Origin of the sequence: Demequina sp. NBRC 110055, from assembly GCF_002090135.1 — a bacterium.
Lineage (GTDB): Bacteria > Actinomycetota > Actinomycetes > Actinomycetales > Demequinaceae > Demequina.
In genome coordinates this window covers 18,229-43,012 of record NZ_BBRL01000011.1, presented here as the reverse complement: position 1 = coordinate 43,012, position 24,784 = coordinate 18,229, and the positions used below count along the sequence as shown (strand labels likewise).

26 protein-coding genes are annotated in these 24,784 nt (G+C 68.6%); 14 read left to right on the top strand and 12 right to left on the bottom strand.

Annotated features, from left to right (window positions below):
• Window positions 1-108 precede the first annotated feature (108 nt).
• Window positions 109-639 (bottom strand): hypothetical protein, encoded by a 531-nt coding sequence (locus B7K24_RS12375; RefSeq protein WP_144268305.1) that lies wholly within the window; start codon window positions 637-639, stop codon window positions 109-111.
• Window positions 640-1,035: 396 nt separating this feature from the next.
• On the opposite strand from B7K24_RS12375, the gene B7K24_RS12370 reads away from it, so the two are divergent.
• From B7K24_RS12370 to B7K24_RS12360, 3 genes are all read left to right on the top strand, one after another.
• Window positions 1,036-1,716 (top strand): DUF6308 family protein, encoded by a 681-nt coding sequence (locus B7K24_RS12370; RefSeq protein ID WP_144268304.1) that lies wholly within the window; start codon window positions 1,036-1,038, stop codon window positions 1,714-1,716.
• A gap of 509 nt (window positions 1,717-2,225) precedes the next feature.
• Window positions 2,226-3,422, top strand: a complete 1,197-nt coding sequence (gene dinB / locus B7K24_RS12365; RefSeq protein WP_084130644.1) for a DNA polymerase IV — start codon at window positions 2,226-2,228, stop codon at window positions 3,420-3,422.
• 116 nt (window positions 3,423-3,538) lie between these two features.
• A complete protein-coding gene (locus B7K24_RS12360; RefSeq protein ID WP_144268303.1) occupies window positions 3,539-3,775 on the top strand; it encodes a hypothetical protein in 237 nt (78 codons plus the stop codon).
• 13 nt (window positions 3,776-3,788) lie between these two features.
• Here B7K24_RS12360 and B7K24_RS12355 read toward each other — a convergent pair whose 3' ends face one another.
• Window positions 3,789-4,766, bottom strand: coding sequence for a sugar-binding transcriptional regulator (locus tag B7K24_RS12355; protein WP_084130642.1), 978 nt, complete (start codon window positions 4,764-4,766; stop codon window positions 3,789-3,791).
• Between the two features lie 196 nt (window positions 4,767-4,962).
• Here B7K24_RS12355 and B7K24_RS12350 point away from each other — a divergent pair, with 196 nt between their 5' ends.
• The 4 genes from B7K24_RS12350 to B7K24_RS12335 all read left to right on the top strand — a co-directional run bounded on the left by B7K24_RS12350 (window position 4,963) and on the right by B7K24_RS12335 (window position 10,001).
• Window positions 4,963-6,663 carry a glycerol-3-phosphate dehydrogenase/oxidase gene (locus B7K24_RS12350; protein ID WP_373994170.1) on the top strand — a complete coding sequence of 567 codons (1,701 nt, stop codon included), beginning with the start codon at window positions 4,963-4,965 and terminating at the stop codon, window positions 6,661-6,663.
• A gap of 128 nt (window positions 6,664-6,791) precedes the next feature.
• The gene (locus tag B7K24_RS12345) at window positions 6,792-7,511 is read left to right on the top strand and encodes an MIP/aquaporin family protein (RefSeq protein ID WP_084130640.1); all 720 of its coding nucleotides are present in this window, start codon (window positions 6,792-6,794) and stop codon (window positions 7,509-7,511) included.
• A gap of 68 nt (window positions 7,512-7,579) precedes the next feature.
• Window positions 7,580-9,094, top strand: a complete 1,515-nt coding sequence (gene glpK, locus B7K24_RS12340; protein ID WP_084130639.1) for a glycerol kinase GlpK — start codon at window positions 7,580-7,582, stop codon at window positions 9,092-9,094.
• A gap of 70 nt (window positions 9,095-9,164) precedes the next feature.
• A complete protein-coding gene (locus tag B7K24_RS12335) occupies window positions 9,165-10,001 on the top strand; it encodes an ABC transporter ATP-binding protein (protein WP_084130638.1) in 837 nt (278 codons plus the stop codon).
• Here the strand turns inward: B7K24_RS12335 and B7K24_RS12330 are convergent.
• Window positions 9,991-10,266, bottom strand: coding sequence for a hypothetical protein (locus B7K24_RS12330; RefSeq protein ID WP_144268302.1), 276 nt, complete (start codon window positions 10,264-10,266; stop codon window positions 9,991-9,993). The genes B7K24_RS12335 and B7K24_RS12330 overlap by 11 nt on opposite strands.
• A gap of 70 nt (window positions 10,267-10,336) precedes the next feature.
• Here B7K24_RS12330 and B7K24_RS12325 point away from each other — a divergent pair, with 70 nt between their 5' ends.
• Genes B7K24_RS12325 through B7K24_RS12315 form a run of 3 tightly spaced genes read left to right on the top strand, consistent with a single transcriptional unit; the run spans window position 10,337 to window position 11,803 of the window.
• Window positions 10,337-11,119: a hypothetical protein gene (locus B7K24_RS12325; RefSeq protein WP_144268301.1), complete on the top strand. Its 783-nt coding sequence runs from the start codon at window positions 10,337-10,339 to the stop codon at window positions 11,117-11,119.
• A 10-nt stretch (window positions 11,120-11,129) separates the two neighbouring features.
• Window positions 11,130-11,504, top strand: coding sequence for a hypothetical protein (locus B7K24_RS12320; RefSeq protein ID WP_144268300.1), 375 nt, complete (start codon window positions 11,130-11,132; stop codon window positions 11,502-11,504).
• On the top strand, window positions 11,501-11,803 hold the full coding sequence (locus B7K24_RS12315; RefSeq protein ID WP_084130634.1) for a DUF1905 domain-containing protein: 303 nt from the start codon (window positions 11,501-11,503) through the stop codon (window positions 11,801-11,803). The genes B7K24_RS12320 and B7K24_RS12315 overlap by 4 nt, the downstream gene beginning before the upstream one ends.
• 66 nt (window positions 11,804-11,869) lie before the next feature.
• Here the strand turns inward: B7K24_RS12315 and B7K24_RS12310 are convergent, their stop codons facing one another.
• Together B7K24_RS12310 and B7K24_RS12305 are read right to left on the bottom strand one after the other, a co-directional pair.
• On the bottom strand, window positions 11,870-12,082 hold the full coding sequence (locus tag B7K24_RS12310) for a CsbD family protein (protein ID WP_084130733.1): 213 nt from the start codon (window positions 12,080-12,082) through the stop codon (window positions 11,870-11,872).
• Window positions 12,083-12,149: 67 nt separating this feature from the next.
• The gene (locus B7K24_RS12305; RefSeq protein WP_084130633.1) at window positions 12,150-13,007 is read right to left on the bottom strand and encodes an NAD(P)H-hydrate dehydratase; all 858 of its coding nucleotides are present in this window, start codon (window positions 13,005-13,007) and stop codon (window positions 12,150-12,152) included.
• 89 nt (window positions 13,008-13,096) lie between these two features.
• On the opposite strand from B7K24_RS12305, the gene def reads away from it, so the two are divergent.
• Entirely contained in the window at window positions 13,097-13,594 is a 498-nt protein-coding gene (gene def / locus B7K24_RS12300; RefSeq protein ID WP_084130632.1) for a peptide deformylase, read from the top strand.
• A 6-nt stretch (window positions 13,595-13,600) separates the two neighbouring features.
• On the opposite strand, the gene B7K24_RS12295 is transcribed toward def, so the two are convergent.
• The gene (locus B7K24_RS12295) at window positions 13,601-14,245 is read right to left on the bottom strand and encodes an NAD(P)H-hydrate epimerase (protein WP_159449245.1); all 645 of its coding nucleotides are present in this window, start codon (window positions 14,243-14,245) and stop codon (window positions 13,601-13,603) included.
• Between the two features lie 155 nt (window positions 14,246-14,400).
• Between B7K24_RS12295 and B7K24_RS12290 the strand changes: the two genes are divergently transcribed.
• Together B7K24_RS12290 and B7K24_RS12285 are read left to right on the top strand one after the other, a co-directional pair.
• Window positions 14,401-14,898 carry a DUF3145 domain-containing protein gene (locus B7K24_RS12290; RefSeq protein WP_084130630.1) on the top strand — a complete coding sequence of 166 codons (498 nt, stop codon included), beginning with the start codon at window positions 14,401-14,403 and terminating at the stop codon, window positions 14,896-14,898.
• Between the two features lie 43 nt (window positions 14,899-14,941).
• Entirely contained in the window at window positions 14,942-15,304 is a 363-nt protein-coding gene (locus tag B7K24_RS12285; RefSeq protein ID WP_159449244.1) for a DUF4440 domain-containing protein, read from the top strand.
• A gap of 189 nt (window positions 15,305-15,493) precedes the next feature.
• Here the strand turns inward: B7K24_RS12285 and fabF are convergent, their stop codons facing one another.
• The 5 genes from fabF to B7K24_RS12260 form a co-directional block, all read right to left on the bottom strand.
• On the bottom strand, window positions 15,494-16,732 hold the full coding sequence (fabF, locus tag B7K24_RS12280) for a beta-ketoacyl-ACP synthase II (RefSeq protein WP_084130628.1): 1,239 nt from the start codon (window positions 16,730-16,732) through the stop codon (window positions 15,494-15,496).
• A gap of 39 nt (window positions 16,733-16,771) precedes the next feature.
• On the bottom strand, window positions 16,772-17,017 hold the full coding sequence (locus B7K24_RS12275) for an acyl carrier protein (protein ID WP_084102078.1): 246 nt from the start codon (window positions 17,015-17,017) through the stop codon (window positions 16,772-16,774).
• 71 nt (window positions 17,018-17,088) lie between these two features.
• The gene (locus B7K24_RS12270) at window positions 17,089-18,087 is read right to left on the bottom strand and encodes a beta-ketoacyl-ACP synthase III (protein WP_084130627.1); all 999 of its coding nucleotides are present in this window, start codon (window positions 18,085-18,087) and stop codon (window positions 17,089-17,091) included.
• Window positions 18,084-18,998 carry an ACP S-malonyltransferase gene (locus B7K24_RS12265; RefSeq protein ID WP_084130626.1) on the bottom strand — a complete coding sequence of 305 codons (915 nt, stop codon included), beginning with the start codon at window positions 18,996-18,998 and terminating at the stop codon, window positions 18,084-18,086. The genes B7K24_RS12270 and B7K24_RS12265 overlap by 4 nt, the downstream gene beginning before the upstream one ends.
• 78 nt (window positions 18,999-19,076) lie before the next feature.
• Window positions 19,077-20,246, bottom strand: coding sequence for a CdaR family transcriptional regulator (locus B7K24_RS12260; RefSeq protein WP_084130625.1), 1,170 nt, complete (start codon window positions 20,244-20,246; stop codon window positions 19,077-19,079).
• A 111-nt stretch (window positions 20,247-20,357) separates the two neighbouring features.
• On the opposite strand from B7K24_RS12260, the gene B7K24_RS12255 reads away from it, so the two are divergent.
• Window positions 20,358-21,761, top strand: coding sequence for a hypothetical protein (locus B7K24_RS12255; protein WP_084130624.1), 1,404 nt, complete (start codon window positions 20,358-20,360; stop codon window positions 21,759-21,761).
• Between the two features lie 85 nt (window positions 21,762-21,846).
• Here B7K24_RS12255 and aceE read toward each other — a convergent pair whose 3' ends face one another.
• Complete coding sequence (gene aceE, locus B7K24_RS12250; RefSeq protein WP_234986704.1) at window positions 21,847-24,558, bottom strand: pyruvate dehydrogenase (acetyl-transferring), homodimeric type; 2,712 nt, start codon at window positions 24,556-24,558, stop codon at window positions 21,847-21,849.
• Window positions 24,559-24,784 lie beyond the last annotated feature (226 nt).

Below are 24,784 nucleotides of genomic sequence, written 5' to 3'. Positions count from 1 at the left end.
AATATTTACAAACATTGCGTGTGCGAGGGGTCGATCGACGTGCCGCATCGAGTGAGCCGGCTACTACCGGGTCGTCCCGAGTGTGGATGACCGCAGAAGGCTGATTGACTACTTGATGCCAAAGTGTTCGCGGACCGTCCGTTCCAACTCACGTCGCTTGTCGTCTAGCTCGTTGACTATGGGCGCCATTGCGTTCTGCCCTGACGCTGGATGTGCCGACAGTTGGACGCTTCTGACGTTTGCTGCTGCCTTACGCACCGTCGTTGGAGCGATCAATTCGAGGCTCGCGCAGGCCTCTGCTACCTCCACGAAAGCCTGACCCACTTGCGCAAACGAGTACATCTCTCGGAATGGAGCCGTTGCGTCATCTTCAGCGATCAGCCCGTCCTTCTGGAGGACCCGGCATCCGTCGGCTGCGCTGCCTTCATGAAGCGCGACCAAGTTGAAGGCATGCACCTTGGCAATAACTCCCGTAGTGAGTTCGAGGATCCGGTGGTCCCACCTCTGCACATCTTCACGCTCAGCTCGGCGCGAGTCCTGGAGCCGGTTGAACCAGTAGCCGAGTGCAGCGCCCAGGACGAGGAAGCCTCCCGCTATGACCGGGACGCCCCACCACGGCGCGGCGTCTCCGGTCCCCACCAACTGAACTAACGTCGGCGTGGGGCTCGGGGTAGGTGACATGTCGCCAAAGTAGCAGCGGAACATTCGCCGTCGGCGGGCCTACTGTGAATCGGCCTGAGGTTGTTCCGGTTGGGGTGCTTCCCAGAAAGAACTTCGGGTGGATCTTTCCGTTGCGATTCAATCCGTGGCGACGGCGGGTCCGCCCCAGCGTTGATTGACGTCAACCAACTGCGGGGCAGACCCGGTACGGGCGGGCGCGGCGACGAGTGTCGGCCCTCACCGTCGGGCGAACGCTGGAGACACATTCTCAACTGCGAGGCACGGTGCGCGCTCGTCTGTACTGCGGCGACCATGCCGCCGGATGAGGACCCCACGCCACTCCTGGCGCCGAAGTCGTTCGGGACGCCACGGGTCATGATCGACTCTGCCAACAGGTATGGCGACGAGACGGCCTTCGTGGCCAGTGAGTTCGTCGAGCACCTGCGGGCGTACTTTGTCGGCTCCGAATCGGCTCGCCGCTACGCTGGCGCGGCGTTCGAGACACTCGGCCACTCGTGGTGCGACGACCGGTGGATCAACACGATCAGGCCTAGCGTCCTATTGGCTCGCGGGACTTTTTCGACGCCACTCGCGAAATGCGCGTCGGAGCACCTGCTCGACGAGCGCTTCCAGGCCCGAGCGACCCGTCTACTCAGTGCCATCCCGCCGGACGCCGACATCCGCGCCGATGGCGCGGTGCACCTTCATGACGACGTAACAGCCGGAGAACTCTACCGTCTGATCAGGGCTGTGTCCGGGATGGGGCCAACGCGGACGTCCAAGCTCCTCGCGCGGAAGGGTCCCGGGCTGGTCCCCATTAGAGACCGCAATGATGAGTCCGCGTTCCACGCGTCGTCGGCGCGGGACTGGTGGAGGCAGTACCGGGAGATGGTCGTCTCCGGGAAGCCGTCGACGTACACGTTGGCGGTCACGACGCATCGGCTGCTCGACCTGTCGCCGTTGGCGACGCCGCTGAGGGTCGTCGACGCGGTGCTTTGGCGCAGCGAGGAGGTCGGGAGCGGCCGCGCGCAGGAAAGCGCTGACGTGGACCTGTGATCGGAGCCTGACCGACCCGAGGGGGACGCACGAAGCGTGCGTGCACCGCGAACACTGGCCGCGAGGGGCGCCTTCGTGGCGCGCGCGGGCAATGCGACTCCGGGGCGTTCCAGGTCGAAGGTGCTGGTAGGCGCTCGACGAGACCGATGGGCTGTGTCGCGGTCGCCGGTGGCGGCTCACGAGGCGTGCGTAGCGCGTCTCGTTGGGCGGGTGCATCGCCGCTGGTAGATATGCCACTCGTTGGGTGCTCCCTGGCTAGGATGGACTGTACGCGGAACGGCCATGGACTGGGGGAGTGCGCCACATGGCGTACCCCCTGGTCAGTTAATTCCGAGTGTTGCCCACCTTTTGAGACGCCGCTGCGACGGTTGCCGTCGCCCAAGACCGGGGCGCACCGCGTCACGATCGCTACCGTTCCGCAGGCCATCCCGCGCGGGCTTTCGCTGCTCACGGTGTCGGGCCCCAGTGAGACCATTCCTTGACGAGCGTGTGGTGAAGGGAGGTGTGAGATGCGCGGCGAAGCGACGGTGCTCCACGCCGACCTGGACGCGTTCTACGCCTCGGTCGAGCAGCGGGACGATCCCGCACTGCGCGGGCGGCCCGTCATCGTGGGTGGCGGAGTGGTGGCCGCCGCGAGCTATGAAGCGAAGGCGCGGGGCGTGCGCACGGCCATGGCGGTGCAGCGGGCGCGGGCGCTGTGTCCCGAGGCCATCGTCGTCCCTCCTCGGATGGAGGCCTACTCGGCAGCGAGCCGCGCAGTCTTCGCGATCTTCCACGACACCACGCCGTACGTGGAGGGGCTCTCGATCGACGAGGCCTTCCTCGAGGTCGGGGGACTTCGCCGCCTTGCGGGGACACCCGAGGAGATCGCGGTGCGCCTGCGGGAGCGCGTTCGCGCCGAAGTAGGGCTACCGATCTCCGTGGGTGTCGCGAGGACCAAGTTCCTTGCCAAGGTGGCGAGCGCGGCCAGCAAACCCGATGGGCTCCTCGTGGTGGAGCCGGACCGCGAGGAGGAGTTCCTGCATCCACTCCCCGTCGAGCGGCTCTGGGGGGTGGGCGCGGTGACCGCGAAGAAGCTGCACAGCAACGGCGTCTACACGGTGGGGCAGTTGGCCGAGCTCGAAGCGGCGACCGCCGAACGCTGGCTCGGGAAGGCGGCCGGGGCGCGCCTTCACGCGCTGGCACGCCTCCAGGACCCACGGCCGGTGGAGACGACTAAGCGCCACGGCTCCATTGGATCGCAGCGCGCGCTCGGCGACCGGCCGTACACCGGCGATGAGCTCGGGCGAATCCTCACCCAGATTGTGGACGGTCTCGCCAAGCGCCTGCGCGACCGCGGATCAACGTGTGCAACCGTGACCCTGAGGCTTCGCTACGGGGACTTCACGAAGGCGACCCGATCGCACACTCTCGCTGCGCCGACCGATCGCACCGAGGTGGTGCTCGGGGTCGCCCAGCGCTTGCTCGCTGCGGTGAGTTCCGAGATCTCCCGTCGGGGCGTCACCCTCATCGGAGTGTCGCTCGCGAAACTCACCAGCGCCGGCATGGTGCAGCTTGAGCTTCCGATCGATGGGAAGGACGGGGCGCGCATCGACACCGCCCTCGATGCGGTCCGCGATCGGTTCGGATCCGCGGCTGTGACGCGGGCCGCGCTCATCGGTCGCGACCCTGGTGTGTCGGCGCCGCGGCTCCCTGAACACGAGTAAATGCGAGTAGGGCCCACGACCCCCGCACTTCCTAGATCGGATCGCGAGCGTCACGTGGGGGCTGGGTAGGGTGATCATGGTTGGCCAAGCAGCACGCAGATATGGGGGAAGACTTCATGTTTCGGACCCGGTGGGCCGTGTGGGCGGAGCGCTTCCTGGTCGTCGTGGTGCTCGCCGTCCTCGCGAACATCGTCTCCCGCGCTACCGGTTGGCCGCTCTTGTACGTACTCATCGTGGTCGTCTGGGGCGGTGCAGCGGTGCACGCGGCTGTCCGTTCCCGCCACCCGCACAGGAGTGATGCTGTCGCGCAACACGCGGGCGAACAGGGCTCTATCGACGCTGAGCGCGACTAGCGCAACCGCGGATTCACCGCAGCGTTACTCCGGGTGCCCTTACGCTCGCGCGCGGCACCGTCCGCCGGGCCTCCAACAACAAGGCCCGCGCCGTCCCCGCGTCCATGACCAGTTCGGTGATGGTCCCGGCCCTCAGCGCCGCCAGTAGCGCCACAGATTTTGCCGGAGCCGCCACCACCGCCACGCGACGCGGAATCCGCCGCAACTCCAGTGGCGTGGGTCCGCTCGCGCGGGTGTTGATGGCGATGTCGCGCCACGAGCCGTCGGCACGCAAGAACACGGTGCAGACGTCGCCGACCACATCCTGCGCCGCTAGGGTGCGGCGATCGGGCTCGTCGAGGTAGCCGGACGCATAGACGTGCGACGGCACGGGGGAGTGGATGGCGCCTACCCCAAAGACCGCGAGGTCGGCGTCACCCTGGCGTTCCAACACCTGCTGGACGGAGCGTTCCTGCCACATCATCTGCCGGGTGCGTGGAAAGTCGAAGAAGGCGGGCACGGGGAAGGGGATCATCGTCGCGTTGAACGCCTCGGCGATGGCGCCGATCTGCTCGGCGCCCAGCGCGCGTCCCGACATGGTGGGGGTGACGGACCCGTTCAGCTGGACTACCGTCGCATCGGTCAGCGGGTGATCGCCCAGGTGAGTGATGATCGCGGAGACGGTGGTGCCCCACGCCACGCCCAGCGTCATGCCGTCGCCGAACCAGTCGGCCAGGGCGCGCGCGGCGAAGCGTGCCACGGCATCGAGGCGCTCCGCATCCGTGAGGGGTTCGCGCACGTGCACCACGCGCGCCTTGACGTCGAAGGCTTCCTCGACCTGCGACTCGAGGGTCGCGACGGTGGACAGGTCGCGCACCTCGATGCGCACGATCCCCGCCTCGCGTGCCGCCTTGAGGAGCCGGGAGACGCCGGAGCGCGACTGCCCCAGGCGCCGCGCCACCGCCTCCATCGTGAGATCGTCCAGGTAGTACAGCGCGGCCGCCTCACGCATGAGCGCCTCGCGCCCGGGTATTCCCAGGCCGCGTGTTTCGTCACGGGTTCTCACTGCCGGCCCCTGTCGCTGCACATATGTGCACCTTAGTTGATCATCCGTTCACCGTGGGTTTGGATGGCGGCAACGTAAGGAGGCGTCCCCAGCCATGCGAAGCACCCTGACCCCGGACAGTAGGACCGCGGACCTTGCCGCGATGAGTGACGACCAAGGACTCGATGTCCTGGTCATTGGCGGCGGTGTGACCGGCGCCGGCGTCGCCCTCGACGCCGCGACACGCGGACTGCGCACGGGCATCGTCGAGGCGCAAGACTGGGCCTCTGGCACCTCCTCGCGCTCCTCCAAGCTGGTCCACGGCGGCCTGCGCTACCTGCAGATGCTCGACTTCCGCCTGGTCCACGAGGCCCTCACGGAACGCGATCTGCTCGTCACTGAGCTCGCCCCGCACCTCGTCGAGCCGGTGTCGTTCCTGTACCCGCTTGAGAACCGCGTGTGGGAGCGCGCCTACGTGGGCGCCGGCGTGGCGCTGTACGACACGCTCGCATCCGTCAATGGGCGACGTCGCCGCGCGATGCCCATCCACCGCCACCTGACCCGTGCCGGCATGGAGAAGAAATTCCCCGACCTACGCCACGACGCCGCCATCGGGGCCATCCGCTACTGGGACGCCGCGGTGGACGACGCGCGCCTGGTCCTCACCCTGGTGCGCACGGCCGCCCAGTACGGAGCCATGGCCGCGAACCGCACCCAGGTGGTCGAACTCACTCACTCGCCGGCCGGCACCGTCACGGGAGCCGTGGTCGAGGACCTCGAGACGGGTGAGCGCCACTCCATCAAGGCCAAGCGCGTCATCAACGCGACTGGAGTGTGGACCGAGCAGACCGAGGCGCTCGCCGAAGGTGAGGGTGGCCTCAGGGTCCTCGCCTCGAAGGGCGTCCACCTGGTGGTGCCGCGCGAGGCCATCCGCGGCGACGTGGGCCTGATCCTCCAGACGGAGAAGTCCGTGCTGTTCGTCATCCCGTGGTCGCGCTATTGGATCATCGGCACCACGGACACCCCGTTCGAGCACGACCCCACGCACCCCGTCGCGACCGCTCAGGACATCGACTACATCCTCGAGCACGCCAACGCCGTGCTCGCCGAACCGCTCACGCATGACGACATCATCGGCACGTACGCGGGCCTTCGCCCTCTGCTTCAGCCGGGCACCAAGGAGGGCACGTCGTCCGCCAAGGTCTCGCGTGAGCACACGGTCGCCTCGCCCGCACCGGGCCTCACCGTGGTCGCCGGCGGCAAGCTCACCACGTACCGCGTGATGGCCAAGGATGCCGTGGACTTCGCGCTCGGCCCCCGCGCCACGGCGCTCCCGTCCATCACCGACCGCATCCCGCTGTGGGGCGCCGAGGGACTGCGCGCGGTCAAGCGCCGCGGGCGCGCCCTCAGCGAGAAGTACGGGTGGACGCGGGCCATGTTTGATCACCTCATCCACCGCTACGGCTCCGGCATCACGGAGCTGCTCGAGGCGATTGAAGCGCAACCGGACCTCGCGCGACCGCTCGAGCACGCATCGGCCTACCTCAGGGCCGAGATCCATTTCGCCGCCACCCACGAGCAGGTGATACACCTCGAGGACGTGATGCTGCATCGCACGCGCCTGGTCTACGAGGTGTCCGATGCCGGCGTCGCCGCGGCGGACGAGATCGCCCAGATCGTGGGCGACGTCCTGGGATGGAGCGACGAGCGTACGGCTGAGGAGATCGCGTCCTACCGGGCCAGGGTGGAGGCCGATGCCGCCGCCGCGGCCGCCCAGTCCGAGCCGGCCGCCATCGAGGCCCGCGCGGCCGCAAAGGACATCGCACCCATGGTGCCGCTGACCGGAGCCGACCCGGCGCCGTAGCGCCATCACTCAACGCGTAGCCCGACGAGGGCCGCGCGCCCCCCGCATGCCCTCCGACCCCGGCCTCGGCATGCCGCGACGTCCCCGTCGCACCCCGTCACAACGACGTGTACGAAAGGAAAGTCCCCATGTCCGACATCTTCGTCCCCGAACTCCTGGGCACGGCCATGCTGCTGCTGCTCGGTGGCGGTGTGGTCGCCAACGTGCTCCTTGCCAAGTCGAAGGGCTTGAACGGCGGATGGCTGCTGATTAACTTCGGATGGGGCCTCGGTGTCTTCTCCGGTGTGTATGTCGCCTTCTCCACCGGCGCGCACCTGAACCCCGCCGTCACCTTCGGCATCTGGGCCTCTGGCGCAACGGAGTTCGCGCCCGGAATTGCCGTGAACGCAGCCAACTTCGCCATCTATTTGGTCGCTCAACTCATCGGAGCCTTCATCGGTGCGGTCCTCGTCTACCTCGTCTACAAGAAGCACTTCGACGAGACGGAGGACGCGGGTCTCAAGCTTGGCGTGTTTTCGACGGGCCCGGAGATCCGTTCGTATGGGTGGAACCTGGTGACCGAGATCATCGCGACCTTCGTCCTCGTCTTCGTGGTCCTCAGCTTCGGCAACTCGCCGGTTGACCTCGGTCCGCTCGCCGTCGCGCTCCTCGTTGTCGGTATCGGTGCGAGCCTCGGTGGCCCCACCGGCTACGCGATCAACCCTGCGCGTGACCTCGGCCCCCGCATCGCCCACGCCTTGCTGCCCATCAAGGGCAAGGGCTCCTCCGACTGGTCGTACGCCTGGGTGCCGATCGTGGGCCCCATCGTCGGCGGCGTGGCCGCCGGCCTGCTGTCGACCGTCGTCTGACCGCCGTTCATCTGACACGCTAGGGACGTCCCCGTCCCGACACACAATGAAGTGAAAGGGAAACCCTCATGACTGACTACGTTCTCTCCATCGATCAGGGCACCACCAGCTCGCGTGCCATCGTGTTCGACTCCAAGGGCACCATCGTGTCCACCGGCCAGAAGGAACACGAGCAGATCTTCCCCAAGGCCGGCTGGGTCGAGCACGACCCGCACGAGATCTGGACCAACGTCCGCGAGGTCGTGGGCCAGGCCCTCACCAAGGCCGACCTGACGCACGAGAACATCGCGGCGGTGGGCATCACCAACCAGCGCGAGACCGCCGTGGTGTGGGACAAGAACACCGGCGAGGCCGTCTACAACGCGATCGTCTGGCAGGACACCCGCACGCAGAAGATCATCGAGAAGCTCGCGGGCGACGACGGCATGGACAAGTACAAGGACACCGTGGGCCTGCCGCTCGCGACCTACTTTGCCGGCCCCAAGGTGATGTGGATCCTCGAGAATGTCGAGGGTGCACGCGAGAAGGCGGAGGCGGGCGACCTCCTCATGGGCACTATCGACACGTGGGTGCTGTGGAACATGACCGGAGGCAAGAACGGTGGCGTGCACGTCACTGACGTCACCAACGCCTCTCGCACCCTCTTGATGGACCTCAAGACCCTGTCATGGGATGAGTCCATCGCGTCCGACATGGGCATTCCGATGTCGATGCTTCCCGAGATCCGTTCGTCGGCCGAGGTCTACGGCAAGGGTCGTAAGGGCGGCATGCTGCCCGAGGTGCCGATCGCGGGCATCCTGGGTGACCAGCAGGCCGCGACGTTCGGCCAGGCGTGCTTCGAGGTCGGTATGGCCAAGAACACGTACGGCACGGGCAACTTCATGCTCATGAACACGGGCACCGAGGCCGTGCCCTCGAAGAACGGGCTGCTCACCACCGTCGCGTACAAGATCGGTGACCAGCCCACGGTGTACGCGCTCGAGGGCTCGATCGCCGTCACCGGGTCGCTCGTGCAGTGGCTGCGCGACAACCTGGGCCTGATTAAGGACGCGCCTGAGATTGAGAAGCTCGCCGCAACCGTGGACGACAACGGCGGCGCGTACTTTGTGCCCGCGTTCTCGGGCCTGTTCGCGCCGCACTGGCGGGCCGATGCCCGCGGCGCCCTCGTGGGTCTTACCCGCTACGTCAAGGCGGGCCACATCGCGCGCGCCGTGCTCGAGGCAACCGCGTTCCAGACCGCCGAGGTGCTCGAGGCCATGCGTGCCGATTCCGGTGTCGAGCTCTCGGAGCTCAAGGTGGACGGCGGTATGGTCGCGAACGAGGTGCTCATGCAGTTCCAGGCCGACATCCTCGACGTCGACGTGGTCCGGCCGCAGGTCGCGGAGACCACCGCGCTCGGCGCGGCGTATGCGGCCGGCATCGCCGTGGGCTACTGGTCCGGCGAACAGGACGTCATCGACAACTGGGCCGAGGACAAGCGTTGGGAGTCGCAGATGGACGCCGACGAGCGCGGCCGCCTGATGCGCAACTGGAAGAAGGCCGTCACCAAGACCCTCGACTGGGTCGACGACGACGTCGAATAACAACCGACATACGGCCGATGCGCCGGTCGCCCCTCGTGGGCGACCGGCGCTTCGCGTATAGGTTGGCTCGATGAGCATTGCCGACGGTGGCGAGGTGGTCCTCGCCCTGACAGACGTGACCTACCGACGCGGCACGACCGAGATCCTCCACGGCGTGAGTCTCCAGGTCAGGCGCGGCGAACACTGGGCGATGCTCGGCCCCAACGGGGCTGGTAAGTCGACCATCCTGGGATTTTGCGGCGCCGAGATGCACCCAACCTCGGGCATCGTCGAGGTGCTCGGAGGAAGGCTGGGGCGCGTCGAACTCCAGAAGCTGCGCCGGCGCATCGGCCACGTGGACCCGCGCCATCGCCTGGCCTCGGCGCTCACTGTGACCGATGTCGTGCTGACCGGCATCACGGGAACCATCGAGCGGCCGATGCGGTGGTCGCCGTCCGCGGCCGACCTCGACCGGACGCGAGACCTGATCGCCCTGCTGGGCCTGGAGCGGCACGCGGAGGGCCGGTGGCCGACGCTGTCGCAAGGAGAGCGCGGCCGCACACTGATCGCCCGCGCGCTCATCGCAGAACCCGAGCTCTTGCTGCTCGACGAACCCACGACGGGCCTCGATGTCGCCGCACGTGAGCAACTTCTGGACACGGTCGACCTGTTGTCGACGACTCATCCGGACCTCGCGAGCGTGCTCGTCACCCATCACCTTGAGGAACTGCCGTCCACCACGAGCCATGCATTACTCCTGCGCGATGGCGCAGTCGTGAGCGCCGGCCCGGTTGACACGGTGCTGACGACCGAGCTGGTGACGACATGCTTTGACTATCCCATCGAGGTCGAGCATCGGGGTGGACGCTGGGCGGCGCGCACGCGACGAGGGCAGCACAAGCAGGCCGGGACGCGCCCTACTCCGTAGTCTCGCCCTTGGGGTCGGTGTCGTCGCTTTCGATTCCAGGGTCGTGACGAAGCGCGTGCCACGCGCACCAGCCCACCGCGACGATGGTCGCCGTGGCGATAAGTCCTTGACCGATCCGGTCTTGGATGGTGAACCAGCACTCCTCGCCGGAAGTGCAACTGAGCTGCGAGGCGTTGGTGAAGGTGACAAAGCCGATCACCAGGCAGATCACTGCAGCGAGCGCCCATGACCACCGCACACGCCGTATCGTCCTCAGCCACTCCACGCGGACAGGTTATCCCGGGGGCGGAGGCGTCGCCGGGCGTATGCGGCCCGCGAGTCCTAGCGTGAGACACATGAGCGAGCAGCGGCGCACGGATCAGGCCGGCCCCCCACATCGTTGCGCGTTGTGCCGCACGCCGGTGGGGGAGTGTGGCGACGCCATCGAGTTCGTGCCGCGTGCGGTAGACCTCGAGTGGCATGACGTCACGGCAGGCATCCCGCATAGCGACGACGACGACATGGACCGCCTGCGGACCGCCGTCGACGCCGCAGGCGCTGGCGATGCGCCCGACGTCGCATGGCTGTGCGCGAGACACGTCGCCGCTGGCCGTGTAGCGGCCACGCGCTTCGACATCGACGAGGGACTGCACTTCGTCGCGCTCGCGGACCAGGGCGTGGACGTGACCGGACGTCTTCCTGCGGCCGTCCGCGTCGATCAGTGGGGGCGGCTGCTACGCCGCGCCATGGTCGACCTCGCGATCGAACTGGGAAATCTTGACCTTGAACGCGACGACGGCGCCCAGGAGACGTACTACCCGATGGCTGGATCGCCGGACACGATCAACCCGTTCACGTGGACCGAGTCATGGGTCGTGGCGGGCGACGCAGGCACGGTGTGCGTCTATACCGAGCGAGCGGATTGGTATAGCGGGCCCGTCGCGCGGCTTGAGGCCGTCGTGATGGTGACACCCGGCTACGACGATGCGCGTCGGTGGGAGATCGGCATCCTCTCCGACGTCGGCACGATGGAAGTCAGACCCGGCATGCTTCGCATCGAGGGAGAGCCGTCGCCGTACATGCGTGACATGCTTGCCCGCTACGGGCTCGCCTCGACCGCTGTCGGTACCCCGTCGTAGCGTGGGGCTCATGGTGGACATCGAGATCACGCCCGACTGCGGCAACGCGCCCAAGCAGGCGCAGGTGAGGGATCTCATCGTGGCGGCAGCAACGGGCCAGCGCGACGCCTTCGAGGCGGCGGTAGAGCCGGGTTTCGTCGCCCGGCACGCCGGCGGAACGAGCGTCGAGGGAGCGAAAGCTGTCGACAGCGTGATCGGGATGCTGGGGCCGGACGGACTGACGGGGCTGCGCCTCGACCTGGTGTTCAGCCACGGCACGTTCGTCGCTGCCACGGGGGTGCTGATCCGCGGAGACAAGGCCGAGGAGTTCTGTCACCTCGTCACCTATGGCGGCCATGGCAAGACTGCACGCGTCGCCTCCATCACGATGTTCGGCGCGCCGTGAGCGACTACGAGTTCGCCGGCGAGCTGTGGGCGTGGAAGGCCCGCGCGCAGACCTGGGCGTTCGTGACGCTTCCCGAGGACATCGCGGACGAGGTCGAGGAACGCCAAAGCGGCCTCAGGCGTGGTTTCGGTGCCGTGAAGGTGAGGGTCACTGTGGGCTCGACCACGTGGGACACGTCGATGTTTCCCTCGCAGGACCAGGGCTCGTACATCCTCCCCGTCAAGGCCGCGGTGCGAAAGGCCGAGGGCCTCACCTTCTCGCGGTCCGCGCGCTTCGCGATCACCCTGATCGATCCGTAGCCCAGACGACAGGAGGGGCGCGAGACCACTGTGGATCTCGCGCCCCTCCTGTCGTGAGGCGACGCGTTAGGCGTCGTTTTCGTTCCTGTCGGTGAGGTCGTTGTACTTCTCGGCGACCGCGTCCTTGCCGTCCTCGACCTTGTCCTTGAGGTCGGCCTTGGCCTGGTCTGCCTTGCCCTCGGCCTCCATCTGCTCGTTGTCGGTGGCCTTACCGAAGCCCTCCTTGAGCTTGCCCTTGGCGTCCTCGGCGGCGTTGCTCAGACGGTCAGTTCCACTCATGATGTTCTCCTTCGTGATCGGACTTGCGGACGCGAAGGAGAACGCCACCAAGCCGGACAGGTATTCCTCAGGATTCTGACCACAGCGCAGCGATCGCCCGCGGCACCGCGAGGGCGATATCGAGCGCCACGAGTGGCCCGCCGTCGCCCACGAGGTGCGCTGCTCGGCCGTGGAGCCACGCGGCGCATGCCCCGGCATCGGCCGCCGTCATCCCGCTCGCCAACGCCGTGCCGGCGATACCGGCCAGCACGTCACCCGATCCCGCGGTGGCGAGCCACGCGGGCGCCTCGGGCAGTACGGTCACGGTGCCGCCGGGGGAGGCGACGACGGTGCGCGAACCCTTGAGCAGTACGGTGGCGCGGGCCGTCTCGGCGAGCAGCCGTGCATGGCCCTCGCGGTCGGCACGCACGTCGCCGATCGAGACGTCGTGACGCAGGGCGTTGAGGGTGCGCATGAGTTCCTCGGCGTGCGGGGTGAGGAGGACCCGGTCCGCGGCCGCCTCGCGCGAGCCGGCGGCGCGGGCCTTGGCCACGGCCTCGAGCGCGCCCGCATCGACCACGAGGGGGACGCCCGCCGCCATCGCGGCACCGATCGCGGCGTCCTGCTCCGGGTAGTCGGCAACCCCAGGTCCCACGACCCACGCCTGGGCGCGCGGGAGCCGCTCGGCGGCATCCCCCGGATCATGGACGACGGTTTCCGGCCGGTGGGTGAGAACGAGGTTCTGGGCGCGCATCGGTCCTACGTAGCGCACCATGCCGGCACCGGCCCGGGCCGCGCCGGAGACGACGAGAGCCGCGGCTCCCGGATAGGCCTCCGACCCCGCGATGACGCCCACCACACCCCGAGAGTATTTATCGTCGTCTGTGCCGGGCACAGCCCAGCGCTCGCGGACCTGGTCCGCGCCCCAGCCGCGCGTGTCGCTCATGCTCCCAGCGTGGCACAGCGTGCGCGGGAATCAAGGCGACACCAGCACGAATGCTCGCCAGCCCATCGGCCGTGAGACAATCCCATACCATGGCCATGCGTGACATTCGAGTGACCGGCGACCCCGTGCTGCGCACGGTGTGCGACCCCATCACCACCATCGACGACCGGGTTCGCACCCTCGTCGACGACCTTCTCGAGACCGTCGACTACGAGGGCCGCGCGGGCCTCGCCGCCAACCAGATCGGTGTTTCGCTGCGCGCATTCTCGTGGAACATCGACGGGGACATCGGCTACATCCTGAACCCCGAGATCGTGGAGAAGTCCACCGAGTACCAGGAACTGGGTGAGGAAGGCTGCCTCTCCGTGCCGGGCCTGTGGTACCCGTGCGAGCGGCCTTCCTACTCGAAGGCCGTCGGCACCGATCTCGAGGGCAACGAGGTTGTGGTCGAGGGCGAGGAGATCTGGGCGCGCCTCATCAACCACGAGGTCGACCACCTCGACGGCCACCTGTACCTGGACCGCCTCGCGAAGGACGTGCGCAAGCGTGCGATGCGCGAACTGCGCGAGTCGCTCGAGCAGGACTGATCGGGCCTAACGCCTCGGCACTCCCACGTCGGCCACGATGACTCGTCCGGTCGATGCCCGCGCGGGCTCTTCGACTAGGCAAGCCTTGAGCGCCGTGAAGGTCACGGTCGCGTCCGCCCGCACATGGGTGGCGTCCGCCGCGCCCGAGTCGGCATCGAGGCCGCTCGGAATGTCGACCGCAAGCACAGGGGTGTCCGCTCCGACGCTCGCCACGAGCGCGTCGGCGGGGGAGCGTAGGCCGGGCGACGAACCGATCCCCACGATCCCATCGATGACGAGGTCCGCTCGCTCCACGGCCATCTGCGCGATGTGGGGATAGTCGGTCGCGTCGACGGTCGTTACCCCGGCGTCGAGCGCCTCAAGCCGGGAACGCTCATGCGAGCGGTCCGCGACCATGACGGCGGTCACCCGGCAACCACGATGCTGCAGACGGGCGGCCGCGAGCAACGCATCACCACCGTTGTTGCCCGCCCCCACCATCACGGCGACCCTGGCGCCTGCCAGGCGACCCCGTGCATCGGCGAGCATCATCTCGGCTTCGGCAGCCACGGCATCGGCCGCCCTGGCCATCAAGGTGTCTTCGCTCACGGACGCCATCGCGACCCCTTCCGCCTCGCGGATCTGTGCGACGGTCATGACATGCGCGGACATGTCACCAGCGTCGCACATGGATGTGCGCTGGGGGCGTGGCGGGACTGGCAATTTGGTTCCCCGTCAGGCACGATAGGAGCACACCGGGGCTGACGCTGACTGTTTCTTCGGATGAGGTCGTAGGGGAAGACGCACCTCAAGAGGAAGGAAGGGTCATGGCTACCATCACCCGCGGTGTGCTTTTCGTGCATTCGGCGACCCGTGCGATGTGCCCTCACATCGAGTGGGCCGCCCAGTCCGTGCTGGGTTCGCGCGCCTCCTTTGAATGGACCGACCAGCCCGCCGGCACGTCGCTCTTCCGCGCCGAGGTCGCGTGGCAGGGCCAGCCCGGCACCGGTGCGCGCCTCGCCTCGGCCCTGCGCGGTTGGGAGCACGTGCGCTACGAGGTCACGGAGGACCCGTCCTTCGGCGCCGATGGTGCACGGTGGTCGCACACCCCCTCGCTGGGAATCTTCCACGCCGTCACCGACGTCCACGGCAACGTCGTGGTGCCCGAGGACCGTATTCGCGCCGCGCTCGACAACGCCGGCACGGTCACCGAGTTCCGTCGCGCCATGGACCTTGCGCTCGGCACCGCCTGGGACGAGGAGCTGGAGCCGTTCCGCTACGCGGGTGCCGGCGCCCCCGTGCGATGGCTACACCGCGTGGGGTAAAGTCCCGCCGCATGACCTTCCGCACGACCGCGCGACTCGCATGATGGAACTTGCGCACGACGAAGCCCTCACCCTCCAAGCCATGGAGGAGGCGATGTGGCGACCCGAAACTCGGTTCGACCGCCGCTACATGGAGGCCATCCTCGCCGAGAACTTCCACGAGGTGGGCCAGTCCGGCCGCACGTACACGCGTGAGGACACGCTCGACCTGCGCCCCATCGAGATCGACATCCAGTTCCCGCTGCGCGGATTCTCCGCCGTGGCGATCTGTGAGGACGTGGCCCTCGTGACGTACACCTCGGTGCCGGAGCGCGCCCCCCGCGGCGCCGCCCACCGCACCTCCGTGTGGACGAACGACGGGCGCTGGAAGCTGCGCTTCCACCAGGCCACGCCCGCGGAGGTCTGACCCGCCCCCCATCGGTTTGGCCCACAGTTGGGACGCACGTGACGCATGTGCGCCCTGTGCACAGCTTCTGAGTCACATGGGGCCACCTGTGTCCCACGTGTGGGCCAAACCGATGGCGGCCTGGAGAGCAGAAGGCCCGGCGGCCCCTGAACGGGACGGCCGGGCCTCGTGCTGCGGCTGTGCCGGGTGTCAGGCGGTGCCGAACACTAGGGCGACGTTGTGGCCGCCGAAGCCGAACGAGTTGTTGATCGCGGCGAGCTGACCCTCGGCGGGCAGCGCGCGCGGGGTGTCGCGCACCAGGTCGACCTCGAGTTCGGGGTCGGGCGAGGTGACGTTGATGGTCGGGGGAGCGACGCGCTCCTGGAGGGCCTTGATCGTGAAGACCGATTCGAGCGCGCCCGCGCCGCCGAGGAGGTGGCCGGTCATGGACTTGGTGGCGCTCAGCAGCACCTGGTCCGAGTGCGAGCCCAGCAGGCCGCGGATGGCGCGCGCCTCGATCATGTCGCCCACCGGGGTGGAGGTCGCGTGCGCGTTGACGTGCGCGATGTCGGTGACGGCGAGGCCCGCCATCTCCAGCGCCTGCTGCATCGCGCGGGTCTGCCCCTTGCCCTCGGGCTCGGGGGCGGCGATGTGGTGCCCGTCAGCGGTGCGGCCCAAACCGAGGAGCTTGGCGTAGACCCGGGCGCCGCGGGCGGCGGCGTGCTCGGCGGACTCGAGCACCACGATGCCGGAGCCCTCACCCAGCACAAAGCCATCGCGCTCGGTGTCGTACGGGCGCGAGGCGCCCTGGGGGTCGTCGTTGCGCTTGGACAGCGCTGCCATCGCGGCGAAGGAGGAGATGGGCAGCGGGTGAATCGCCGCCTCGGTTCCTCCACACACCACGACGTCGGCGCGGCCCTGCTGGATCATCTCGTAGCCCATCGCGATGGCCTCTGCGCCGGAGGCGCAGGCCGAGACGGGGGCGTGAGCGCCGGCCCGAGCGGTGAGCTCGAGCGAGACGTACGCGGCGGGGGAGTTGGGCATGAGCATCGGCACCGTCATGGGAAGCACGCGCGAGGCGCCCTTCTCCTTCATGGTGTCCCACGCGCTCAGCAGCGTCCACACGCCGCCGATGCCCGAGGAGACCACGGCGCCCAGGCGCTCGGGGTCGACCTCGGGCGAACCGGCGTCGGCCCACGCCTCACGCGTCGCCACGATCGCCATCTGGGCGGACGGGTCCATGCGCTTGGTCTCGGGCCGGCTGAGGACCTCACTGGGCTGCACAGCGAGCTGGCCGGCGAAGTTCACGGCCATGCCGTAGGTCTCGGCCCAGTCGTTGTCGAGGGTCGACACGCCCGACCGTCCGGCCAGCGCGCCCTCCCAGGTCGTGGCGACGTCCCCGCCCAGCGGCGAGGTCGTCCCGAGTCCGGTGACGACGACTTCAGTCATGTGCAGCTCCAGTGATGGTCGATCAGGGAAAAGAGGGGGTTACTTCTGCGCGCCCTCGATGAAGGTGACGGCGTCGCCGACGGTGGTCAGGTTCTTGACCTCCTCGTCGGGGATACGCACGTCGAACTTCTCCTCGGCGAGGGTGACGATGGTCATCATCGACAGCGAGTCGATGTCGAGGTCGTCGGTGAAGGACTTCTCCGCGGTCACCTCGGCGGCGTCGAGGCCGGTCTCCTCGGCGACGATCTCGGCGAGGCCGGCGAGGATCTCGTTGGTGTCAGCCATGCTGGTTCTCCTTGTGTTGGGGGATGGGTAGTTCGTTTGGAACGACTGTGACTCTATGACGGCCCGCCCGCTTACGGCAGGACCACCACCTGCGCGGCGTAGACCAGGCCGGCGCCGAAGCCAATCTGCAGGGCGAGGTCGCCCGACTGGACCAGGCCGTCGCGCTTGAGGCGCTCGGTGGCCAGCGGGATGGAGGCGGCGGACGTGTTGCCAGAGTCCACGATGTCCTTGCCGACCACGACCGTGTCGGGCAGCCCGATCTGCTTCACCATCTGGTCGATGATGCGCACGTTGGCCTGGTGGGGGATGAACGCCTTGATGTCGCCCGGGGTGACGCCCGCGGCCTCGATCGCCTCGAGCGCGACCGGTGCCATCTTGAACGACGCCCACTTGAAGACGCTCGGGCCCTCCTGGAACAGGGTCGGGAACGCGGTCTCGGGGTTGTCGCGCACGTCGAGCCACGACGAGGTCTGACGGATCAGCTGGGCGCCCGAGCCGTCCGAACCCCACACGGTAGGGCCGATGCCCGGCGTGTCTGAGGCGCCGATGACGACCGCGCCGGCGGCGTCGCCGAGCAGGTAGGAAATCGAGCGGTCGGCGGGGTCGACGAAGTCGCTCATCTTCTCCGCGCCGATGACCAGCACATTGCGGGCGGTGCCCGCGCGCACAAAGGCGTCCGCCTGCGCGATGCCGTAGCAGTACCCCGCGCACGCGGCCGAGATGTCATACGCGGCGGCGGTAAGCCCCAAGCGGTCGGCGACGATGGGCGCGCCACCAGGGGTCATATGCGGATACGTGATCGTCGACAGGATGACCGTGTCGATCTCGTCGGCGCTGATGCCCGCGTGGGCGATGGCGTCGCGGGCGGCCTTCTCGGACAGGTCCAGCACGGACGTGTCCTTGTCGGCGCGCACGCGCGTCGCGATCCCGGTCATCTTGCGGATCCACTCGTCGGACGAGTTGATGGGCTCGATGAGGTCCTCGTTGGGCACGGCGTTCTCGCCGCGGGCCACGCCCAGGCCGAGGATGCGCGTGAACTCTGCTCCGCGCTTGATGTTCAGGGAGGTCACGCGTGCTCCTTCAGCAGTTCACGGGCGGCGTCGAGGTCGTCGGGGGACTTGAGGGCGACGGCGGGGATGCCCTTAAGTGAGCGCTTGGCCAATCCGGTCAGCACGCCGCCGGGGGCAACCTCGATGATGCCGGTCACGCCCGCCTCGAGCATACGGGCCTGGCACAGGTCCCACCGGACGGGGTTGGCGACCTGACGGACGATCCGCGTGAGCGCGTCGGTGCCGTCGGCGACAGCCTCGCCGTCCGCGTTGGACAGCAACGTGGCCGTGGGCGTCGCGGGAGTGATGGCAGTTGCCGCCGCCTCGAGCGCCGCGACGGCGGGCTCCATATACGAGGTGTGGAACGCGCCGGCGACCTGCAGTTCGATCACTCGCGTGCGGGCGGGGGCGTCGGCAAGCAGGGCATCGATACCCGCCTTGGCGCCCGCGGCGACGATTTGGCCGCCGCCGTTCATGTTCGCGGGGGTGAGGCCCAGGTCCGTCAGGCGCGCGAGAACGTCCTCCTCGACGCCGCCGAGCACGGCAGCCATCGAGGTGGGCTCGGCGCTGGCGGCGGCCTCGGCCATCGCGTTGCCGCGTACGGTGACGAGGCGCACCGCCTCGGCGTCCGTCATGACACCGGCGAGCGCCGCCGCTCCAAGTTCGCCCACCGAGTGGCCCGCGACCAACCCGGGGGTGACGTCGCCGAGCACCGCGCGGCCGGTGGCGAGAGCCGTCGCGACCAGCAGCGGCTGTGCGATCGCGGTGTCACGGATGGTGTCGGCGTCAGAGGTGGTGCCGTGGGCGATGAGGTCGACGGCTGTGGCTTCCGACAACGCGGCGAGGGACTCGGCGACCGCATCGATCTCGAGCCAGGGGGTGAGCATTCCGGGGGTTTGCGCACCCTGACCGGGACAAAGAACGGCAATCATGCTCCCTAGCATCCCCCACGCGGACGCCCACGTGCGCCCGCCGCGCCACGGATTCGCCTGGCCAGATTTGTAGGTGTCCTACAACGACGGGCGTCGGGCGTCCCGCAGCCTGCCCAGTTTGAACGCCGTTTCGAGCACGTGCGCGTCGCGGTGGGCGAGCACGTCCCACCCGGTCATCTCGGCGACCTTGCGGAGCCGGTAGCGGACGGTGTTGGCGTGCACGAACATGCTCCGAGCCGCCACCTCGAGGGAGCGCCCGCAGTCGAGATAGGTCGCCACGGTCTCCTGCAATGAGCCGCCGGCACGCTGAATCGGGTCGTACGCAATCGCGATGAGGCGCTCTCGAGCGGCCGCGTCTCCCACCAGCACGCGTTCGGGAAGGAGTTCATCGGCACCCACCGGGCGCGGGGCGAGCGACCAGGCGGGAGCGGCCGCGACGCCCGCGACGGCGGCGCGGGTGGCTCGTGCCACCTCCACCAGGGTGATGGCAGGTGAGCCCAGCACGACGGGGCCGGGCCCAAAGCTCGTCAGTAATTGGCGCGTGAGTGCGCCGTGATCGTCGTCGGAGCGCGCGATCACGATGAGGTCCTCTCCGTGGATGCCGACCAGCGCACCAGGAGCGATGCGGCGCAGGGTGCGCCGCAGCTCCGCGGACTGCACCTCGCCGAGCGCCCCGTCAGTGGTGCCCACCATCACGAGGGTGGGCCCCGGGTTCCAGCCGAGCGCCGCGGCGCGCGACGGCACGTCATCGTCCACCTCGCCGCGTACCAGCGCGTCGACCACGAGGGCCTCGAGCCGCGCATCCCACGCACCACGCGATTCCGCGGCGCGCGCGTAGACCTCGGCAGCGGAGAACGCGATCTCTCGCGAGTACAGCAGGATCGCCTGGCGCACCTCGACCTCGTTGCCGGGCGAGGCGAACTCGTCTGAGTGGCTCTCGACGACCTCGACCACCGTGCGCACAATCGACAGGGTGTGCTGAAGAGAGACCGATCGCGTCAGCTCGGGCGGCGCGGCGGCGAACACCTCGGTGGCGCTGCGGTGGCTGTGTTGCGGGTCGGCATACCAGGCGACGAAGGATGAGATACCGGCCTGCGCCACCGTGCCCACCCACGAACGCTCCTGAGCCGGCAATGCCCTAAACCACGGGTACTCGGCGTCCAGGCGGCGCAGCGCGGCAGTCGCGAGCCGCCCCGTCGCGGCCCTCAGTCGCCGCAGCGTCTCGACGCGGGCCGGTGTCTGGGACATGTGGAGATCATACGGTTCATTTGTCGGTTCCCTACAACGTGCGCTGCGGTAGGCCGATGCCGTGGTCGCCTTCTTCCAGGCGTTTCGTTCGCGTTCGGGTTAGCGTGAGGCATGACGACGACGGTGACGACGCCACGACCTAAGCCTCTGCTCGGTGTCCTGTTGGGCCTGCTCCTCGGGGTGGTGGTGTCCGCCCTGCTGTGGATTTTGGGCGTGACGCCGCCAGACCGGCTCCCTCTGTTCGGCATCGTTGCCGTGTCGATAGCGCTCACCTCGTGGCTGACGACCCTCGCGCCGCGTCACGCCACCGGGCGCTTCGCCACGGCCATGGTGATCGCCGCCTTGTGTGCAGGCGTGGCGCTCACGGGTATCCCGGAGTACACGGGGACGGGATCGCTCAGTTCCGGCTGCTACGCCCAGGCGACCTCGTCGCTCGAGCCCGACCCGCGCGGCCCCGGGCAGACCTCGGCGACCGACCCCTTTGACGTCACCCAGGACGACACCGTGGCCTGGAGCGCGAGCACCGATGCGGAGCTGACCGATGCGCGCCCCTCTGCGGCGCTGATGCTCGGTGGTTTCGCCATCCCACTGTGGAACGGCCAGGACCCATACTCGGGGCAGCTCGACCTCACCGGCGAGGACTCGGTGGCCGCGCGCGAGCAGGTGGTGCGGGACGCGGTGGGTTTCCCGCTGACGGGTCCGTATCACTTTGCGGGTGACCTCGAGGGCTCGACGGGAGGGTGCGAGGCCGATGCCTACGTGCGTGTCGCGCACGCGGGAGCCTTCGTAGGCACGCTCGCGATCACGCTGTGGGCTCTGCTGGGTCTCACCGTGGTGCTCATCGCGTGGGCGATGGTGCACACCGCGCGCTCGCTCGTCGTCTCGCGCCGGCACGCGTCGAACCCCACCACCGATCGCCTCACCACGACGGGCGGCACCTCGCGGGCGACGTTCCGCTCGGGTTCGATGGCGGAGCAGCCCGAGCAGGTCACGGGGGACCCCGAGGCCGCACGTCGCGACCCGCGCACCACGGCCGATGCCGCTGCCGCCACGGCGGCCGCCTCGCCGCGTGAGCGGGACGAGCGTAAAGAGGGGCGCACGGGCACCGAGCCGGACGGGAGCACGCGGGAGGGCTCGGGGCGCTCGTCCAGTTCCTCCGGTTCGAGCACCGCTGGTTCACGAAGCTCGGGCTCGGGCGACACGAGCTCACGGGACACGAGCACGCGCGATACCGGCACGAGCGCTCCGTCGACGGGCGCGCCGGACTCCGCACCCGACGCCACGCACGCCGAGCTCGCGGGCGAGTCCGAAGCTGACCCCGAGGTGATGGCCGCAGGGGAGGAGGCTTTCCCCGTCGCCGAGCCGGCTGACGATCGTGGTACGCCCGAAGACGCCGATGCGCTCGACGCTGGTGACGGCGACGCGTCGGACGGCGACATCGACGACGACGCCAACGGCACGAGCGAGCCCGACACCGATGCAGGCGACGACTCGGGGGAGCCGCGCCGGGGCTGAGAGCCAGCCACGGCATCGGCCGCCCCCACGACGAAGCCCGCCCTCGCCGAGGCGAGAGCGGGCTTCGTCGTGAGGCAGGTGACGCTTAGGCGTCGCCGCCGGCGTTACCGGACGTGCCCTTGCGGACGTCGTGCAGTTCGTAGCGGTTGATCGCGTCCTGGACGAGGTGGCGTTCCACCTGGCCCGCTGCGGCGAGACGCTGGAGCACCTTGACCGCCGTCGAGGGGCCGTCGATCTTGAAGTAGCGACGAGCCGCTGCTCGGGTGTCCGAGAAGCCGAAGCCGTCGGCGCCGAGCGTCGCGTAGTCGCCGGGCACCCAGGCGCGGATCTGGTCGGCGACGAGGTGGTCGTAGTCGCTGGTCGCGACGAACGGGCCGGCCGCACCCTGCAACTTGGTGGTGAGGTACGCGGTGCGGGGCTCCTCGCCGGGGTGGAGGAAGTTGTGCTCCTCCGCCTCAAGGGCCTCGCGACGCAGCTCGTTCCAGCTGGTGACGGACCAGACCGCGGCGCGCACGCCGTAGTCACGCTGCAGCAACTCCTGAGCCTCGAGGGCCCACGGCACCGCCACACCCGACGCGAGGATCTGGGCCTCGGGCCCGTCACCGTCCGGAGCGTCGGCGTACTTGTAAATGCCCTTGAGGATGCCCTCGACGTCCACGTTCTCGGGCTCGGCGGGCTGCTGGATGGGCTCGTTGTACACCGTGAGGTAGTACATGACGTTCGGGTCGCGACCGTCGTTGCCGTACATGCGCTGCAGGCCGTCCCGCACGATGTGGCGGATCTCGTAACCGAACGCCGGGTCGTACTGCACCACAGACGTGTTCGTGCCGGCGATGAGCGGCGAGTGGCCATCGGCGTGCTGGAGGCCCTCACCCGTGAGGGTGGTGCGGCCCGCGGTGGCGCCGATGATGAAGCCACGCGTCATCTGGTCACCGGCGGCCCAGAACTGGTCGCCGGTGCGTTGGAAGCCGAACATCGAGTAGAAGATGTAGAACGGCACCAGGGGCTCGTCGTGCGTCGCGTACGCGGTGCCAACGGCCTGGAACGCGGCCGCGGATCCGGCCTCGTTGATGCCGGTGTGCATGATCTGGCCGGCCTCGGACTCCTTGTAGGACAGCATGAGTTCGCGGTCCACGGGGAGGTAGTTCTGGCCGTTGGTGTTGAAGATCTTCGCCGAGGGGAAGATCGCGTCGAGACCGAACGTGCGGGCCTCGTCGGGGATGATTGGCACCACGCGGTGGCCGAACTCCTTGTCGCGCACCAGGTCCTTGAACAGGCGGACGAACGCCATCGTGGTGGCGACCTCCTGCTTGCCCGATCCCTTGGCCAGGAGCTCGTAGGCCTTGTCGCCCGGCAGCGCAATGTCCTTGCGGGAGTCGCGGCGCTCGGGCACGAAGCCGCCGAGGGCCTGGCGGCGCTCCAGCATGTACTTGACCGAGGGGTCCTCGAACCCGGGGTGGTAGTACGGCGGGTTGTACGGGTCGGCCTCGAGCTGCTCGTCCGTGAACGGGATGTCGAAGGTGTCGCGCAGGACCTTGAGGTCCGCCGCCGCGAGCTTCTTCATCTGGTGCGTCGAGTTGCGCGCCGCGAAGTTCGAACCCAGGCCGTAGCCCTTAATGGTCTTCGCCAGAATGACGGTGGGCTTGCCGTTGGCCTCCGTGGTGGCCTTCGCGTACGCCGCATACAGCTTGCGGTAGTCGTGGCCGCCTCGCTTGAGGGCCCAGATCTCGTCGTCCGTCATGTCCTTGACGAGTTCCTTGGCGCGCGGGTCGCCGCCGAAAAACTGGTCACGGATGAAGGCGCCGGACTCGGCGCGGTAGGTCTGGAAGTCGCCGTCGGGGACGGTGTTCATGAGGTTGACGAGCGCGCCATCCTCGTCGCGCTTGAGCAGCGGGTCCCAGTTGCGGCCCCACACGACCTTGATGACGTTCCAGCCGGCACCGCGGAAGAATGCCTCGAGCTCCTGGATGATCTTGCCGTTACCGCGCACGGGGCCGTCGAGGCGCTGCAGGTTGCAGTTGACGACGAACGTGAGGTTGTCGAGGCCCTGGTGGGCTGCGAGCTGCAGCATGCCGCGGCTCTCGGGCTCGTCCATCTCGCCGTCGCCGAGGAACGCCCACACGTGCTGCTGCGACGTGTCCTTGATGCCGCGCAGGTGCATGTAGCGGTTGGTCCACGCCTGGTAGATGGCCGAGGCGGGGCCCAGGCCCATCGACACGGTGGGGAACTCCCACACGTCGGGCATGAGGCGCGGGTGGGGGTAGGAGGACATGCCGCGACCGGGGCCGGACTTCTCCTGACGGAACGAGTCGAGGTCGTCCTCGCTGAAGCGGCCCTCGACGTAGCCGCGGGCGTAGACGCCGGGGGCGGCGTGGCCCTGGAAGTACACCTGGTCGCCGCCGCCGGGGTGGTCCTTGCCGCGGAAGAAGTGGTTGAGGCCCACCTCGTACAGCGTCGCGACGGACGCGTAGGAGGAGATGTGGCCGCCCACGCCCTTGCCGGCCGCCTGCGCGCGCGTGACCATGACGGCCGCGTTCCAGCGGATCCAGCCGCGGTAGCGGCGCTCCATTTCCTCGTCGCCGGGGAACTCGGGCTCGTCGTCAGCGTGGATGGTGTTGACGTACGGGGTGTTGAGGCTCAGCGGGACCGAGAGCTGCTTCGAGGCGGCGTGCTCCACCATGCGGTCGAGCACATACTCGGCGCGGGATTCGCCCCCTTCCTCGATCAGCCCATCGAGCGATTCGAGCCATTCGTTGGTCTCGCTCGGGTCCTTGTCGATGTCGCCGTGTGAAGCCACCAGTGAACTTCCTCTCAGGCGCAGGGGTGCAGCGCCCTATCAGTTGGAGGGTGGGGGAGCGGCCGTGACCGCCTCGTCCGCCTCATTCTGTCGATAGACCAGTCTATTGTCACGCTGGGGTCCGCGCTGACGCGCCCGGTGTGGCGCCGTTGCCACCGTCACGCGCGGGGCTCTACTGTGGACTCCAACGCGCGAACCCGCGTGTGATCGTCAACGAGAGGAGCGG